This is a genomic window from Polyangium jinanense, from assembly GCF_028435265.1.
Taxonomy (GTDB): domain Bacteria; phylum Myxococcota_A; class Polyangia; order Polyangiales; family Polyangiaceae; genus Polyangium; species Polyangium jinanense.
The window spans coordinates 1-14,450 of sequence record NZ_JAGTJK010000062.1 but is presented as its reverse complement, the minus strand read 5'-3'; the positions used below and the strand labels follow the sequence as shown (position 1 = coordinate 14,450).

Genomic DNA, 14,450 nt, shown 5'->3' with positions numbered 1-14,450 from the left:
ACGTATGTTCCATGGGACGCACCTCTCTTTTTCTCGTCGGCGTGTTCTTCATTCCCGTCCTCGGTTGTGCGCTCGATACAAATGGCGCGAACCCCGTCCCCGGCGGCGGCGGACAAGCGGGCAGCGGCGCGAGCGGGGGCACGGGGGGCGCGAGCTCGAGCAGCGGAAGCGCAGGCACGGGCGGCGTCGGCGGGACGGGCGGCGTCGGCGGCGCCGGTGGAATGGGCGCCGCGGGCGGCGCCGGTGGAATGGGCGGCGCGGGCGGCCAGGGGGGCGGGGGTGGCGGCGGCCCGACGTGCCCGATCACCAGCACGCCGATGGTGCTCGTCGAGGGCCCTACGGGTCCCTATTGCATCGACGCGACCGAGGTCACGAGCCTGCAGTATTCGAAGTGGCTCGAGACGAACCCGACGCCGAACAACCAGGACCCCGTTTGCAGCTGGAAAACCACGTACGTCCCGCGCGCGAGCGGCAACCAGTGCAATTCGAGCCATTACGATCCGATGGGTAAGCCCAACCATCCTGTGGCCTGCGTCGACTGGTGTGACGCGCGCGCCTTCTGCGCGGCTGTGGGCAAGCGCCTTTGCGGCGGGTTCGGGGACCAGCAGCTCGACTATGACGAGTACAACGATTCCACGAAGAGCGAGTGGACGTACGCCTGCTCCAACAAAGGGGAGAGGAACTATCCGTACGGCGACGAATACCAGCAGGAGAGGTGCGTCGACGACCACTTCGACGGCACCCTGAACGCCGGCAACGGCAATCCCGAGGCGGTCAAGGCCGCCACGAACTGCAAGGGCGGCGGCGACTTCTCGGGCCTCTTCGACATGTCCGGCAACGTCTGGGAGTGGGAGGACTCCTGCAAGCCCGACGGACATCCCAACGATCCCAAGGACGATCAGTGCCGGGATCGCGGCGGTTCGTTCTGGGATCTGGAGGAATACCTGTCCTGCACGTCCGACACGGTCGAGCGCAGGCGCGATGCGTTCAACAAGAACCTCGGCATTCGCTGCTGCGCCGACCCCATCGGGCTCGGAAATCCCTGACCGACAAAAAGGAGCAAGGGACACCTCGGGGGAGCGAATGGGGGCGCTCCTCCGAGGTGTCCCTTGTTCCGTGCTTTCTTCAGGCCGCGACTGTCAGCTTCGAGCGCAGGTAGCGGGACACCTCGTCGAGCTCGTAGGGCTTCGGGACGAACCCGATCGCGCCGCACTCGGTCCGTTCGAGCTGGCGTTGCGAGAGTGGATACGCGCTCGTGAGAATGATGCGAGCCCGCGGGAACCCGTGGCGGATCTCCCGGGCCAGATCCAGGCCATTGAGCTCGGGGATCATGAGATCGACCATCACCACGTCATACCCTTGCCTGTCGTCGAGGTGGTGTTTGACCTCCTCGGCGGACGTGGCGAGGGCGACCTGGTAGCCTTCGAGGCGCAGAGCCAGCGACAGAGATCGACGCTGAGTACTTTCGCTGTCCACGATGAGCACGCTGGGCATGTCTCACCTCCCTCCCGTCGGGCACGAAAAAGGAACGAGGGACGTACTAGCAAGGGCCAGGCCAACCCTCGTTCCGTCCCGGGGACCCGCGGATCCTGGGCATTTCGTGGGGGGTCACAGGAGTGACCGGGGCGCTCTCGGGGCGGTCGCGTTTCACCCGTGAAATCCGGGGGCCGCTTCCGGTTTTCGTCTTCGCGATCCGGAGCGCGGTATCTCAGGGTCGGCTCGGGGCCGCGGCGGCGGGCAGGGTGCGGGTCCGGGCGAAGTTGCGTGTCGGGTCCACGACCTTCACCTCGCCGAACCTTTGCAAAAGTGGGCCCACGCGGGTGGCGTCGCCCGAGACCACGAGGACGGCGTGGCCGGGGCGCACGTGCTCGAAGAAGGCCTTGGCCGCGGCCTCGGGCGCCATGGCGCGGAGCGTGGAGATGCGCTCGTCGAGGGCCTCGTCGGGCAGGCCGCGGGAGCCGAGGTCGCAGAGCTCGTCCGCTCGCCCGCCGGGCCGGCTCGTGATCACGGCGCGGGAGCCGCCAAGGAAACGCGCGGCGGTTTCCATTTCGCGTGGGCTCGGCACCTCCTGGGTGAGGGCGCGCAGATGATCGAGGACCGCCGTGAGGGCATCCCCGGTGCTCTCGTTGTTCGTCTTCGTGTACACGTAAAACGCCGACGGCCCATTCGCGAACGGCACGGTCTCCGCAAAGGCGCGCGAAACAAGCCCCCGTTGGTTCCGTAGATCGACGGCGAGCCTCCCCGTGATCGCGCCGCCGAGGACCTCGGCCGCGGCGACGAAACCCGCGAAGGTCGGCTCCGACTCCTTCGGGCCGAGCGACCCCACGACGATCTCGCTTTGCGTGCTGCCGGGCCTGTCGACGAGCGTGATCTTCGTCGACTCCGGGGGCATCGGGTCCGTGAAGGAGGGGGCGGGGGCGGCCTTTCCGGCGAGCCCGCCGAGGTGTTTTTCCGCGACCTTGCGGACCTCGTCCGCGGGCACATCGCCGGTGATCGCCGCGATCATGTTCTTCGGGACGAAATACCGGCGATGATACTCCTTGCAATCGGCCGGCTTGATCTGCCCGATCTCCTCGGCCGTCGCGTCGAACGAGGCATAAGGGTGGTGCTCGCTCGGGAGCGCGAAGAGGTCGCGGTGGAGCATCATCAACGCGCCCCACGTGCCGTCGCTGCGGGCCTTTTCGGCGGCGCGTTCGGCGAGCGCGCCTTGCACGCGCTCGATCTCCTTTGGATCGAGGCGCGGGCGGCCGACGATGGAGGCGAGTACCTCGGCCGCCTCGGCGAGGCGGGGCGCGGGCACCGAAATGCCATACACCACCCGATCCGCATTCAGGTCCACCGACAAACTCGCGCCGAGCCCTTCCAGCCGTTTTCGCAGCTCGATGGCGTCGAGCGAACCCGCTCCCGACGAAGCCACGGCCCGCGCGCAGACCGCCGAAAGCCCCGTCTTTTCTCCATCCACCGCCGTACCCGCGAGCACCACGAGTCGCAGGTGCGCGACAGGTACCGCGCGATCGAGCAGGCTCACGACACGCAGGCCGTTCTTCAGCTCGATCCATGTCGTCTTCGGCGTGGAAAACGGCCTCGGCGGCGCGGATTCGGGCGGCGGCTCCTTCGGCTCCGGGGCCGCCTGCGGCACCGAGGGCTTCGCTTCGGCCGTCTTCGCGGGCGGCGTATGCAGCGGCGGGGGCGCGACGGTTTGGCCGGGACAACCCGCGACGAGCAGGGCCAAAAGCCCGAGGACAGACGCGCGCTTCCTCATCGCGACCCCTCCGCCGTGCTCGCGAGGTTGCCCGCGACAGTAGGCTTCGGCCGCGTCTCGATCACGGTTCGACGTTTCGTCACGAAATACTGCGCCGCCGCTCTTTGCACGTCCGCCGGCGTCACGCTCGCGAGCCGCTCGAGCTCACGCCCGACCGCACGCGCGTCCCCATTCCAGAGCTCGTATTTGCCGAGCTCCAGGGCGCGTTGGCGATTGCCCGCGAGGCCGAGGACGAACCCCGCTTCGAGCCTCTTTCGCGCCCGGATCGTCTCCGCCTCCGTGGGCGGCGCGTCGGCGAGCTCCTTCAGCGCCGCGTCGACCCGCTTTTCCACCTCGGACACGGCCGCGTCCTTGGCGAGCCGCACCTCGATGCGGAAGAGCCCTGGCCCGCGGCCGAAACGCGCATCGACCTCGGCCCGCGCCTCCGTCGCGAGCGCGTCCCCGCGCACGAGGCGCGCGACGAACCGCGAGCCCTCGCCGTCGCCGAGAATCACCTGCGCCAGACGGAGCGCGTCGTACTCGCGTGTCCCGAGCTTGGGCATCACGAACCCATACGAAAGCGCCGGCGCGCGGGCGAGCGCGTCCTCGACGACCTCACGCCGCTCCGCCGCCTGCTCGGGCACGTTCGGCTCGACGAACGGTGTTGCCTGGATACGGGGGATGCCGTCGAAATACCGGTGCACGAGGTTCATGGCCATGTCCGGGTCAAAATCCCCCGAGATCCCGAGGATCGCGGTGTTCGGCCCGAAATGCGCCACGTGGAACGCGCGGATCGCGGCGACGTCCGCGCGATCGTGGTCCCCGTGGGCATACGCGAGCGCACCCTCGAACGCGAGCGCGCCGAGTCGGGCCTCGGCTTTTCCGTACGGCACCCGATCGAGGACGGCGAGCGCCTTTTCGTCGGCGTCGATCGCCGCCTGGCTCAGATCGACGCGGTGCATGCGTTCGGCTTCGAGCCAGAGGCCGAGCGCGAGCTCGTTTTCGGGGACGACCATCGAATACGCCGTCCGATCGACCGCGCTCCTCGCCGTGACGAACCCGCCGCGGCTCGCCACGAGTGATTCGAATTCGCCCGCCGCGAGGTTTTTCGTGGCGCCGAACAGGAGGTGCTCGAAGAGCCGCGCGAATCCGCCCTGGCCGGGTGCCTCGTCGCGCGAGCCCACATCGTAGGTGACGGCGAGGGCCACTGCGTTCGAGGCGTGATCCACGTTCATCACGACCCTGAGGCCGTTGACGAGCGTCGCGCGCTGGATCGCGAGGCGCAGCGCCGGGGGCGGATCCGCCTTGGGAGGAGCCGCGAGCGCGGGCGCGGGCGCGGCGACGAGGGCGAGCGCGACGAACGACGAGCGCGGGGAGAGGAGGCGCATGGCCGGCCTTCTTACCACGAAGGCCCCGGGGCCTCAACGCACGGACCGGCGCGCGCGGGCTTTCTCAGCGACTCTCGCCCGCGCGTACGCTCGCGAGTCTGTCGTAATGGCGATAGCCGAGTTTCGAGAGAACGTCGGGGGGCGCGAGACCGATGTCGACCAGCGTCTTGATGTCGTACGTACCCGCGAGGACCGGCGGCCGATACGCCATCATCGTCTCGCGGGTCTGGAACGGGGGCAGCGGGAAGAGGCGCGTATCGGTGTGCACGTGGACGAAATGGGCCATCGAGGTGCGCGCATACCCCGGGGTCTTCGGCGCGGTGATCACGTGGGGCGTGGCGAGCAGGCGCCCCCCGGTCAAGATCTCGAGTTGCTGGCCGACCTGGGCCACGATGCAGCCCGGCGGCGCGGTGCCCGGCACGAGATCGCCGCCGGGGCGACCGTCCGTGCCCCGCGTGCGCAAAAAGAGCCCGCTCCGGTCGTCGGGCCGCGCGCAGCGATTGCGATCCCGGTCGAGGAACCATCCGCCCGGCAGGAGCGTGAGCAGATTGAAATCGGTATGCTCCTCGCCCCAGAGGACGCCATGTTCGCATTGTTGCTCGTCGAGCGGCAAGTACAACAAGGCGCGCGTGACGTGCGGGGCGCCGCGGGTCACAGAGGCGAACGTCTCGCGCGGCAAGGAGAGCGCGTCCGCGCAGGCCCGGAGGAGCGCGAGCCCGGCGCCATGCAGGGCCTGCCCGATCGCCTCGTAAAACGTGCGGAAGCGGGGCCGGTCTTCGGGCCACACGTTCGGCGGGTGGATCTCGGGGTAGAGCTCGGCCGCGACGGGATCGACCTCGATGGGCGCGGCGAACCAGCACTCTTTGAAATCCGGCTGACCCCCGGCGACGACGGCCTTTTCGGTGTTCGGCGGCGTGTATCCGCGCTGGAACCAGAGGTCTGCGCGGGCCCAGCGGCGCTTCTCGGCCTCGGGGAGGGCGGTGAGGGCGAGGAACTCGGTGTAGAACGCATCGAGCGCGGCGGGGTCGATGCCGTGGTTTTTCACGTACACGAGCCCGTACCGGCCGAGCCCACGCTCGATCGCGGCGGCGGCCCGTCGTTCGCGCTCCACGTCGCCGGAGCCGACGTCCTGGAGATCGAGAATGGGGATTTCATCGTGGAGAGTGCCGGTCATGGCGCGGGCACTACCACGGGTGGGGGAGGGGGCGCAACGGGGGTGTGAGGCGGTGGCGATGCGGGACGGAGGCGCCTCACATTGCGCAGAGGCCGTTCGTGCACTTGTTGGTGTAGCAGTCGGCGTTCATGGTGCAGGGGTCGCCAACATCCTTCACGCAGATCTTAGTGCCGTTCATGTCGGGATCAGCACAATGGAGGGACGCGCATTCGGTGTTGGTCGCGCATGGTTGATCTAATGCCTTGAGGCAGTACCCGCCGCTACCCGTGCATGCCTTATCCTCGGCTGCCAGGCATGCCTGCCCCATGCCGTAGCTGGGATCCTCGCCGTACTTCTCGATGGCAGCACATTCTCCAACAACCCCCGTTACGTTACACGCAAGGCACGGAGCGTCGCAATTTTCGGCACAACAAACGCCGTCTACGCAAAATGCCGTTACGCAGTCGGTCATCGTCGCGCAGGTTTTTCCCTGCGCACATGGCGAGCAATGCGTACCGCCGCAATCCACATCCGTCTCGTCACCGTTTTTGAGCCCATCGTCGCAGCTCTTGCAGGCATTCTCGAAGCAATAACCATCGACGCCGCAATGCTGGTTGACCAGGCACTCGACACACTGGCCCGTGCCGTCGCAGAGCCCCGCCGCGCACAAGTCGCCCGCCCCCTTCGCCACGCAGCTACTCGGCGTGCCTTCCTTGGTCGTGCACTCGTAACACGCGTCCACCACGCAGGATGTGCAGCCGTCGCCGACCGTATCGTTCCCGTCGTCGCACTTTTCCCCCGGGTCGAGGGCGCCGTCCCCGCAGCCCGGCGTGACTCCGCCCGACCCGCCGGTTCCGTCGACGAGCACGTACTCATCCAGACCGAGGATCTGGCCACAGCCGACCCCGAGCAGCGCCATGGCTGAAAACCACCCGCAGATCCGTGCGTAAGCTCCGTTCACCGGTACCTCGAGGCCTCCGGACGGACGCTAGCCGAGCTTCAGGCGGACGTGAAGAGAGACGAAGGACGCGAAGGGGGGCTGGTTGAGGAACGGTGCGCGGGGGCTCGTCGAGCCCCCGCGGCTACGTCACATGGCGCAGACGCCGTCCATGCAGTTGTTGCTGAAGCATTCGGCGTTCTCGGTGCACGGCTCGCCGTTTTGCTTCACGCACGTCTTCGTCCCGTCCATGTCGGGATCGCCGCACCGCGCGGTGATGCACTCGTTGCCATTTGCACAGGGCGCGCCCTCGACCAAGAGGCAACTCCCCAGCCCCGAGCACGTCTTGCCGTCCGTGGCGAGGCACGACTCACCCATGCCGTAACTCGGATCATCGACTCCCTTGTCGATGAAGCTGCACTCGCCGACGAGCCCGGCGTTGTTGCACGCGGAACATGCGCCGTCGCATGCGGCGCTACAGCAAACGCCATCCGCGCAGAACGTCGACGTGCAATCCGCACCCGCGACGCACGTCTTGCCCTGGTCACACAGTCCGCAATGCGTACCGCCGCAATCGACGTCGGACTCGTCGCCGTTCTTCTCGTTATCATCGCAGGACGCGCACGCATCCTGGAAGCAATACCCGCCGCCGCACTGGGCATTGTCGATGCACTCGACGCACTGGCCCGTCGCGTTGCAGATCTTGGTGTCTTCACACGCGTCGCCCGCGGCCTTCGGCGTGCAAGCGCTCGGCGCATTCGCATCACACGTGTAGCACGCGTCCACCGCGCAGGCCGAGCAGCCGTCGCCGTCGGCGTTGTTCCCGTCGTCGCACGTCTCGCCCATGTCGAGGACGCCGTCGCCGCAGCTCGACGCCATCCCGCCCGAGCCGCCGTTGCCCGCGCCGCCCGTCGTGTCCGGCGGCAGCGGGTCCTCGGAGGGACAGCCTCCCAGCGCCGCCATGAACGCGCCGAGAGCCAAAGCCAAGGTCATCGATGATCCATACCGCTTCATTGGGGATTCCAACCTCTCGTTCGTCGGGGCATCAGCCCTCGATCAAAAGCTCCCCTTCACCACGACACCGCCGGGCGTCACGTGGAAGGACGCAGAAGGCTGCGATTGCTTGCCCGTCAATGCGTACACCGCCGTACCGGCGCCAACGACCCCCGCGCCGATCAACGTGATGAGGGACGTGGTCCCGAGCGCCGTGCTGGTCCCTTGCGCGTCATTGAAGTCATTCACGCATTGCTGATTCGCTCGCGTGCACTGATTCGCCTCCCAGGTGTCAAAGCTCCCCGATTCGACGACCGAGTACCCAATGAACGTCCCGAGGCTCACGAGCGCGAGCCCGCCCGCAATGCCCGCGCCTGCGAGGATCAGCGTCTTGTTCCGCGCCGGCGGCGGGGGCGGCGGCGGGGGCGTGGGTTTCGCCAGGGGGGGCGGCGGCGGGGGCGTGACCACGAGCGGCACCGTGCTCTCGGCGCCGGCCGCGACCGTGAGCTCTTTTTTGGCCTCCGGCATCCCTTCCTTGCGCGCCGTGAGGATCCGCGGGCCGGGCTCCACGAAGACCGCGCCGCTCAGCGGCGACGTCCCGACCGGCTTGCCATCGACCTTCACCTCGGCCCCGTCCTGGTCGACGCTCACGATCAGCGTGCCGACCTTGGACTTCGCCTCGGCGAACATCTTCTCGGCCGCCTGACGGTCCTCGGGCTTCGCCGCCTGGCCCTCGCGCAGGAAATACGCGAGGTGCTCGGCCGCGTCGCGCGGCGTTCCGAGCTGCATCTCGGAGCGCGCCAGGGCGAGTGCAATCTCCGCGTTTGGCTTGAGCCGGAACGCAGCGTCGAGCGCCTCGCGGGCCTTGCCGTGCTGGCCGGCTTTCTGCGCCCGCAGACCCTCCTCCAATTTCTTCGCCGCTTCCTTCTGCGGATCCGCAGGCGGCTCAGCCGGCGCCTTTGCATCGGCCCCGGCCTGCGCCTTTGCGTCGGCGGGCGCGGCATCCTTTTTCTGGTCCGGCGTCCCAGCTTGCGCCTTTGCATCCGCCGGCGCGGCGGGGGCCTTTGTCCCCGGCGGCGACGCCGGAGGCGCAGCAGCGGGGGGCGTAGCCTGTGCCTTTGCGCCTGCCGGCGGCGCAGCAGGCGGCGCGGCGGGAGGCGCGGCCGGTGCCTTTGCGCCTGCGGGCGGCGCGGCGGGGGGCGTAGCCTGTGCCTTTGCGCCTGCCGGCGGCGCGGCCGGAGGCGCCGCGGGGGGCGCGGCCTGTGCTTTTGCACCTGCCGGAGGCGCAGCGGGCGCAGCGGCGGGAGGCGCCGCCGGCGGAGCCGCCGGGGCGGCCTGCGCCTTTGCGGCCGGGGGCGCCGCGGGCGGCGCGGCCGGCGCCGTCGGCTTCGCGGGTAATGCCCCACTCGACTTCGGTGCGTCCGCTGCGGCGGGAGATGTAACGCTCGCCAGTGCTGCCGCGAGCCCGAGCGCGGCCCACGCCGCGCGCCCTTGGTTCGTTGTACGCCGGACCTCACCGTCCGGCCGAGCCCATCGTCGTTCCATGCGCCAGCATTGGAACGCACCCCCGCGCCGTTCACAAGAAAAAAGGTACGCCCTTTCCGTGCCGTACACTTCCGTCCGCGTCGTCGGTCCCCGGTCGCTCGACCTTCCAGTCAATCGGCGGCGTGTTTCATGACAGAAGAATATTTCGGTGCCGGTTTGTCTCCCCATTATCGTTCTCGTATTTCAACGTGCCCGGCGCCGCCCTTCGCCGCGCGCCGCCCGCTGGCCTGCTTCTTCCTCGGCGAGCGCCGCGAGCTCCGCGACCTCCTCTGCCTCCCGCGCGTCCTTCTCGGGCCGCGGGAGCTCCTCGACACGTTTGCCCCCGGCCGCGATCCGCATGCGCTCTCCCCCGCGCTTTCGCGCGAGCTTCTCCCGCCGGATCTCCTGTCGCAGGCGCAGCTCGGCTTCCTCCTCGGGGGTGGGATCCACCGGGGTCAGATACTTCACCGCGTGCGCGGCGAGCCCCACGCCCCAGCCGAGTACCGGGAAAAACCACCACACGCCTCCTGCCGTCAGCATGTCGAGCAGGAAAAAAAACACGCTGAAGACGCCCCACATCGCCGCGTGCCGGACGAGCTTCTGCTTTTGACGGGCCCGCCGCGCGGTCTGCCCCTCCGCCGGGGCCGGAGGCGTCGCCGGCGAGACCGGATCGAGCGCCGGCCGCAGCGCCAGAAGCGCCGCGCGCAGCTCCCCCTCCTCGACTCCGACTTCCCGCGCCGCCGCCGCGAGATCCGCATACGCGTACTTGCGCCCCTCCGCCTCCATCTTCGCCTTGCGCTCGAGCGCCAGCGCGATCGCCTGCCCGAGCTCCTGCGTGGAGTAACGCCCCGCCGTGATCGAACCGGGCGAAGGCCGTGGGGCCACGCGCAGCTCGCCCTTCGGCCCCTTCGAATCCGCCTCCTCCGCGAGCGGCTCGAGCAACTCGACGATGTCGTCCATCGATCCGTATCGCTCCGCCGGCAAACGCCCGAGCGCGCGGCCGAGGACCTCGCGCAGCGCCGCGGGCACGCCCTCGGCTTGCATCGGCCGCGGCGGCTCCGACATCATCGCCGCCACGATCGAGAGCGCGTCGTGCGCGTCCCACGGCCTCGTCCCCTCGCAGAGCTCGTAGCCGAGCACGGCCCACGAGAACTGATCCGTCCGCCCGTCCGCCGCCTTCCCGCGCACCTGCTCGGGCGCCATGTACATCGGCGTCCCGCTCACGCCGCCCTTCGTGGCGAGCGACGGCGCGTTTGGCTTCGCCGTCGGGCCCGCGGGATCCACGGGCGCCTGGCTGCGCCGCGCAATGCCGAAGTCGAGCACCTTCACCCGCCCGTCGCGCCGGACCATCACGTTCTCCGGCTTGATGTCCCGGTGCACGATCCCCGCCCGATGCGCGGCCGCGAGCGTGCGGGCCACGTCGACGAGCCAGCGGATCTTGCGGCGGACGGGCACGCTCGGATCGCCGACGTACGCGCGCAGCGTCTCGCCTTCGACGAGCTCCATCGCGATGAACGGCTGCCCTTCCCATTCGCCTGCGTCGTAGATGGCGATCGCGTTCGGGTGATCGAGCGCCGCGACGGCCCGTGCCTCGCGCAGCGCCCTCGCCGCGGCCTCCTCGTCGCCGGCTGCGAGCGTCTTCAGGGCGACCTTCCGAGCGAGCTTCAGATCGTGGGCGCGATACACGATGCCCATGCCGCCCTCGCCGAGCACGGCTTCGATCTCGAAGCGACCCGCCACCACGTCGGAAGCTTTCAGCATACGGCGCGCGAGGGTAGCGCCCGCCGCGCCGGCGCGCGAGCTTTCGATGCGGGCGCGAGCGTGCGCCGGATCTCGACATCATCCATCCTTCCTTTGCGGCGCCGGCCGCCGTACCATCGGGCTCTCCACTTCAGAGGAGGAACTTCTCATGCACGATCGGCTTGCTTTTCTTTCGTTGCGCCTCTCGATTTTCGCCGCCCTCGGCCTCTCCGCCATCGCATGCGGATCGACCGTGGAGGGCGGCGGCGAGGGTGGTTCCGGGGGCTCGAGCACGAGCTCGAGCACGAGCTCGAGCACGAGCAGCGGCGGTTCATCCGGTTGCGTCGGCGGGACGCCCATTCTGCTCGCGGACGGTTCCGACAGCGGCTACGTGCGCTGCGACGACGGCACGATCCATCGCGCCGCGGCCGTCGCGTGTGATCCCACGATCAACGCGGCCGCCTGCGAAGGCACCGAGATGTACAAGGACTGCACGTCGGACGCCGATTGCACGGCCAAGCCCCATGGCAAGTGCATCCACCACGACGGGAACTTCGAAGTCCCCGGGCCCTCCTGCGGCTGCGTGTACTCGTGCGCGAACGACGCCGAGTGCGGCGCCGATTCGGTCTGCGTCTGTCAGGGCGTCGTCGAGAATGACGTCGCCTGGTCGCGCTGTTCGGCCATCGCGAAATGCGCGACCGACGCCGATTGCGCGAGCGGCGAGTGTGGCATCACCTCGTTCAACGACGGCTGCTTCCAGCAGATCGGCCTCGCATGCCGCGCGGACACGGACACGTGTCGCGTCGATGCCGATTGCATGGCCGGCTCTTCTTGCGCGACGCTCCCGTACAGCACGGTCGGCGAGGCCGGCACGTTCAACTGCGAGACGCAAAACTGCGCGATCGGCAGGCCCTTGCTCGTCGCCGGCGCGGCCCGCACCGCGCCCGCCTCGGCCCGCGTCGACTGGATCCTCGCTTCGATCACGCCCGACACCGAGACGCTCGATCCAGCCGTGCGGACCGCGCTCGCCGAGGCGTGGACCGAGATCGCCGCGCTCGAACACGCGTCCGTCGCGAGCTTCGCGCGTTTCACCCTCCAGCTCATGGCCCTCGGCGCGCCGCCCGACCTGCTCTTCGCCGCGCAACAGGCCGCCGCCGACGAGGTCGAGCACGCCCGCGTCGGGTATGCCCTCGCGAGCCGGTATGCGGATCGCCCGATCGGCCCCTCGAAGCTCGATCTCACGGGGGTCCCGCTCGACACGGATCTCCGCGTGGTGCTCGGCTCCCTCATCGAGGAGGCCTGCGTGGGCGAGACGATCGGCGCGGCCGAGGCGCTCGCGCTCGCGGGGATGGTGCGTGATCCCGTCCTGCGCGAGGTCCACGCCCGGATCGCCGAGGACGAGCAGCGTCACGCCGAGCTCGCCTGGCGCACCTTGCGATTCCTGCTCGCCGGCGCCGACGAGGACACGCGCCGCTTCGCCCGCGCCACGTTCGATCGGGCGATCGAGGCCGCGTCCGCAGACCCGTCGATCCGACGCGCCGTCGTGGCCGAGGACGTCGGCCTTTTGTCCTCCAAGCAACTTGGCGCCCTCCGCCGGCAGGCTTTGCGTGACGTCGTGCGTCCCTGCACCGACGCGCTCCTCGCGCCCGTCGCCGCGTCGATCGTCTCGGCCGACCTCAATGCCTGAGCCGCTCCGCGCGCGCTCCTGACGCCGCGCGGCTCTGTGGTTCAAAGCCCATAGCCGCGCGTTTCTCCCTTGACACAAGCGCGAAAAATCCGGTCTGCTGGTCTCTGACCGCATGCTTCGCCGTGCCCGCGCCCCTATGGCCCTCGGCGGCCTCGCGCTCCTCGCGATGGGGCTCGCGGCCTTGTCGCTGGGCTCGCGATCGGCGCCCATGGCCTCGGCGGCCGTGCAGGTCGAGGCGCCGCTTTCCCCGCCCGCGCCTGCGCCCCCGCCTGCGAGCGCATCAGCCGCGACGGTGCCCGCGGTGCTCGCCCAGGAAACGCCGCCCGCGCCTCCGCCTGTCGCGCCCGCGAGGCCGGGCGAACGAGCGGACGCCCATTTCGATCGTTCCTGGCGCGCGCCGCTCGCCGGCGGGCTCTTGATGTTCCCGCCGTCGTGGTCGTCGGAGGACGGCCAGTACGACCTCGTCCTGCACCTCAACGGCAACACCGACCTCGTCGAGGAAAACTACGGATTCGCGGGCGTCAACGCCGTCGTGGCCATCCTGAACCTCGGCGTCGGCTCGGGCGTCTACGAGGACAGGTTCGCCAATCCCGCGGGCCTCCGGCTCATCCTCTCCCGCGCGCAGGACGTCATGGTCGCGCGTGGATTGAAGAACGCCCGCCTGCGCCGCATCGGCCTCTCGGCCTGGAGCTCGGGCTACGGCGGCATCATCAAGATCCTCCAGCACGAAGAGTTTTTCGATCGGATCAACGCGATCGTCCTCGTCGACTCCATTCATTGCGGATACGACCCGCACTCGAAGGCGCTCAAGCAAGATCAAATCGAGCCCACCCGCCGATTCGCGAAGAAGGCCGTGGAGAGCAAGGTCCTGCTCTCGATCGTGCACTCGGAGATCGAGACGTACGGCTATCACAACGCGCATCGCACGACCGATTTCGTGCTCGAATCGGTGGGCGTCACGCGCACGCCGACGAACGTCTTTCAGCCCTTGCCGAACGTGCCGGCGATGAAACACGTCGTCCCGAACGCGTACATGAAGCCGCTCGAGCCGCTCACCGAGGCGCACCGCGGGGAGCTGCACGTGCGCGGGTACGGCGGCACCGGGCCCTATACGCACATGCTGCACCTCATTCAATTCTCGACGACCGCGCTGCCGGACCTCGTGGCATTCTGGGGCCGGCGGTAGCTCTGTCCGACTGATTCTTGCTCTCGCGAGGTGGGGCAGGAGCGGCGCCCGCGGCAGCACGAACGCAAAGCGAGCGCGAGCGGTTGCGCGGTCGTCCTTGCACCGGCGCGAAGGCGCCCGGGACACGTGCACAGCGCGGGATGCACCGGAGCAGGCGCGGCTGTGACGCGGTGATCCGTGCGCTTGCGTCGATGCAAGGGCCGCAGGAACACGTCACGGCGACGCTGGGACACGCGCAAGCGCTCCCGCGCCGCGTGCTCGACGTCCCTCGAGCACGTGCAAGGCACGCCGCGCAGATCGTTTGGAGCGCCTTGCGCGCGTGCAACACGCACCGAGCAGCCGCCATCGGGCGATTTGCGCGCGCGCAAGGCGCGTCGCGCTCCATCTGGGAGGCGCTTCGCTGGGGCGTTGCCCCAGGCCCCACCAGGGGCTATCCGCCCCTGGACCCGGACCAGCGCAAGCGCTGGACCCGGGGTCGATGAACTGCGCGATGCGCAGTTCATCGAACAGGCCGAGGAACGACCCCTGCCAACCAAAACAGCCGCGCTGACCGTTCGACTGGCAACGCTGTCCCTGGTCTTCCAACGGGCCCGTTGGAAGA

The 14,450-nt window shown here is 69.3% G+C and carries 11 protein-coding genes; 3 read left to right on the top strand and 8 right to left on the bottom strand.

Going from position 1 to position 14,450, the window contains the following annotated elements; genetic code table 11:
• The first annotated feature begins 11 nt into the window (after positions 1-11).
• Positions 12-1,046 (top strand): formylglycine-generating enzyme family protein, encoded by a 1,035-nt coding sequence (locus KEG38_RS47780; RefSeq protein WP_272427615.1) that lies wholly within the window; start codon positions 12-14, stop codon positions 1,044-1,046.
• Positions 1,047-1,125: 79 nt separating this feature from the next.
• Here KEG38_RS47780 and KEG38_RS47775 read toward each other — a convergent pair whose 3' ends face one another.
• The 8 genes from KEG38_RS47775 to KEG38_RS47740 all read right to left on the bottom strand — a co-directional run bounded on the left by KEG38_RS47775 (position 1,126) and on the right by KEG38_RS47740 (position 10,997).
• Positions 1,126-1,494 carry a response regulator gene (locus tag KEG38_RS47775; protein WP_272427613.1) on the bottom strand — a complete coding sequence of 123 codons (369 nt, stop codon included), beginning with the start codon at positions 1,492-1,494 and terminating at the stop codon, positions 1,126-1,128.
• A gap of 214 nt (positions 1,495-1,708) precedes the next feature.
• Positions 1,709-3,262 carry a M16 family metallopeptidase gene (locus KEG38_RS47770; protein WP_272427612.1) on the bottom strand — a complete coding sequence of 518 codons (1,554 nt, stop codon included), beginning with the start codon at positions 3,260-3,262 and terminating at the stop codon, positions 1,709-1,711.
• Complete coding sequence (locus KEG38_RS47765; protein WP_272427610.1) at positions 3,259-4,629, bottom strand: M16 family metallopeptidase; 1,371 nt, start codon at positions 4,627-4,629, stop codon at positions 3,259-3,261. The genes KEG38_RS47770 and KEG38_RS47765 overlap by 4 nt, the downstream gene beginning before the upstream one ends.
• Positions 4,630-4,693: 64 nt before the next feature.
• The gene (locus KEG38_RS47760) at positions 4,694-5,803 is read right to left on the bottom strand and encodes an isopenicillin N synthase family dioxygenase (protein WP_272427609.1); all 1,110 of its coding nucleotides are present in this window, start codon (positions 5,801-5,803) and stop codon (positions 4,694-4,696) included.
• 76 nt (positions 5,804-5,879) lie between these two features.
• Complete coding sequence (locus KEG38_RS47755; protein ID WP_272427608.1) at positions 5,880-6,701, bottom strand: hypothetical protein; 822 nt, start codon at positions 6,699-6,701, stop codon at positions 5,880-5,882.
• Between the two features lie 168 nt (positions 6,702-6,869).
• Positions 6,870-7,712 (bottom strand): hypothetical protein, encoded by an 843-nt coding sequence (locus KEG38_RS47750; RefSeq protein ID WP_272427607.1) that lies wholly within the window; start codon positions 7,710-7,712, stop codon positions 6,870-6,872.
• A 63-nt stretch (positions 7,713-7,775) separates the two neighbouring features.
• Positions 7,776-9,257: a PEGA domain-containing protein gene (locus KEG38_RS47745; RefSeq protein ID WP_272427605.1), complete on the bottom strand. Its 1,482-nt coding sequence runs from the start codon at positions 9,255-9,257 to the stop codon at positions 7,776-7,778.
• Between the two features lie 183 nt (positions 9,258-9,440).
• Positions 9,441-10,997 (bottom strand): protein kinase domain-containing protein, encoded by a 1,557-nt coding sequence (locus tag KEG38_RS47740; protein WP_272427604.1) that lies wholly within the window; start codon positions 10,995-10,997, stop codon positions 9,441-9,443.
• Between the two features lie 148 nt (positions 10,998-11,145).
• On the opposite strand from KEG38_RS47740, the gene KEG38_RS47735 reads away from it, so the two are divergent.
• Both KEG38_RS47735 and KEG38_RS47730 read left to right on the top strand, forming a co-directional pair.
• Entirely contained in the window at positions 11,146-12,663 is a 1,518-nt protein-coding gene (locus tag KEG38_RS47735) for a ferritin-like domain-containing protein (protein WP_272427602.1), read from the top strand.
• 112 nt (positions 12,664-12,775) lie between these two features.
• Positions 12,776-13,849, top strand: coding sequence for a hypothetical protein (locus tag KEG38_RS47730; protein ID WP_272427600.1), 1,074 nt, complete (start codon positions 12,776-12,778; stop codon positions 13,847-13,849).
• Positions 13,850-14,450: the final 601 nt, after the last annotated feature.

Excerpts from the sequence above, each read along its gene's own strand:
- KEG38_RS47780 (WP_272427615.1), top strand. The coding sequence starts at position 12 with ATGGGACGCACCTCTCTTTTTCTCGTCGGCGTGTTCTTCATTCCCGTC.
- KEG38_RS47775 (WP_272427613.1), bottom strand. The coding sequence starts at position 1,494 with ATGCCCAGCGTGCTCATCGTGGACAGCGAAAGTACTCAGCGTCGATCT.
- KEG38_RS47770 (WP_272427612.1), bottom strand. The coding sequence starts at position 3,262 with ATGAGGAAGCGCGCGTCTGTCCTCGGGCTTTTGGCCCTGCTCGTCGCG.
- KEG38_RS47765 (WP_272427610.1), bottom strand. The coding sequence starts at position 4,629 with ATGCGCCTCCTCTCCCCGCGCTCGTCGTTCGTCGCGCTCGCCCTCGTC.
- KEG38_RS47760 (WP_272427609.1), bottom strand. The coding sequence starts at position 5,803 with ATGACCGGCACTCTCCACGATGAAATCCCCATTCTCGATCTCCAGGAC.
- KEG38_RS47755 (WP_272427608.1), bottom strand. The coding sequence starts at position 6,701 with ATGGCGCTGCTCGGGGTCGGCTGTGGCCAGATCCTCGGTCTGGATGAG.
- KEG38_RS47750 (WP_272427607.1), bottom strand. The coding sequence starts at position 7,712 with ATGACCTTGGCTTTGGCTCTCGGCGCGTTCATGGCGGCGCTGGGAGGC.
- KEG38_RS47745 (WP_272427605.1), bottom strand. The coding sequence starts at position 9,257 with ATGGAACGACGATGGGCTCGGCCGGACGGTGAGGTCCGGCGTACAACG.
- KEG38_RS47740 (WP_272427604.1), bottom strand. The coding sequence starts at position 10,997 with ATGCTGAAAGCTTCCGACGTGGTGGCGGGTCGCTTCGAGATCGAAGCC.
- KEG38_RS47735 (WP_272427602.1), top strand. The coding sequence starts at position 11,146 with ATGCACGATCGGCTTGCTTTTCTTTCGTTGCGCCTCTCGATTTTCGCC.
- KEG38_RS47730 (WP_272427600.1), top strand. The coding sequence starts at position 12,776 with ATGCTTCGCCGTGCCCGCGCCCCTATGGCCCTCGGCGGCCTCGCGCTC.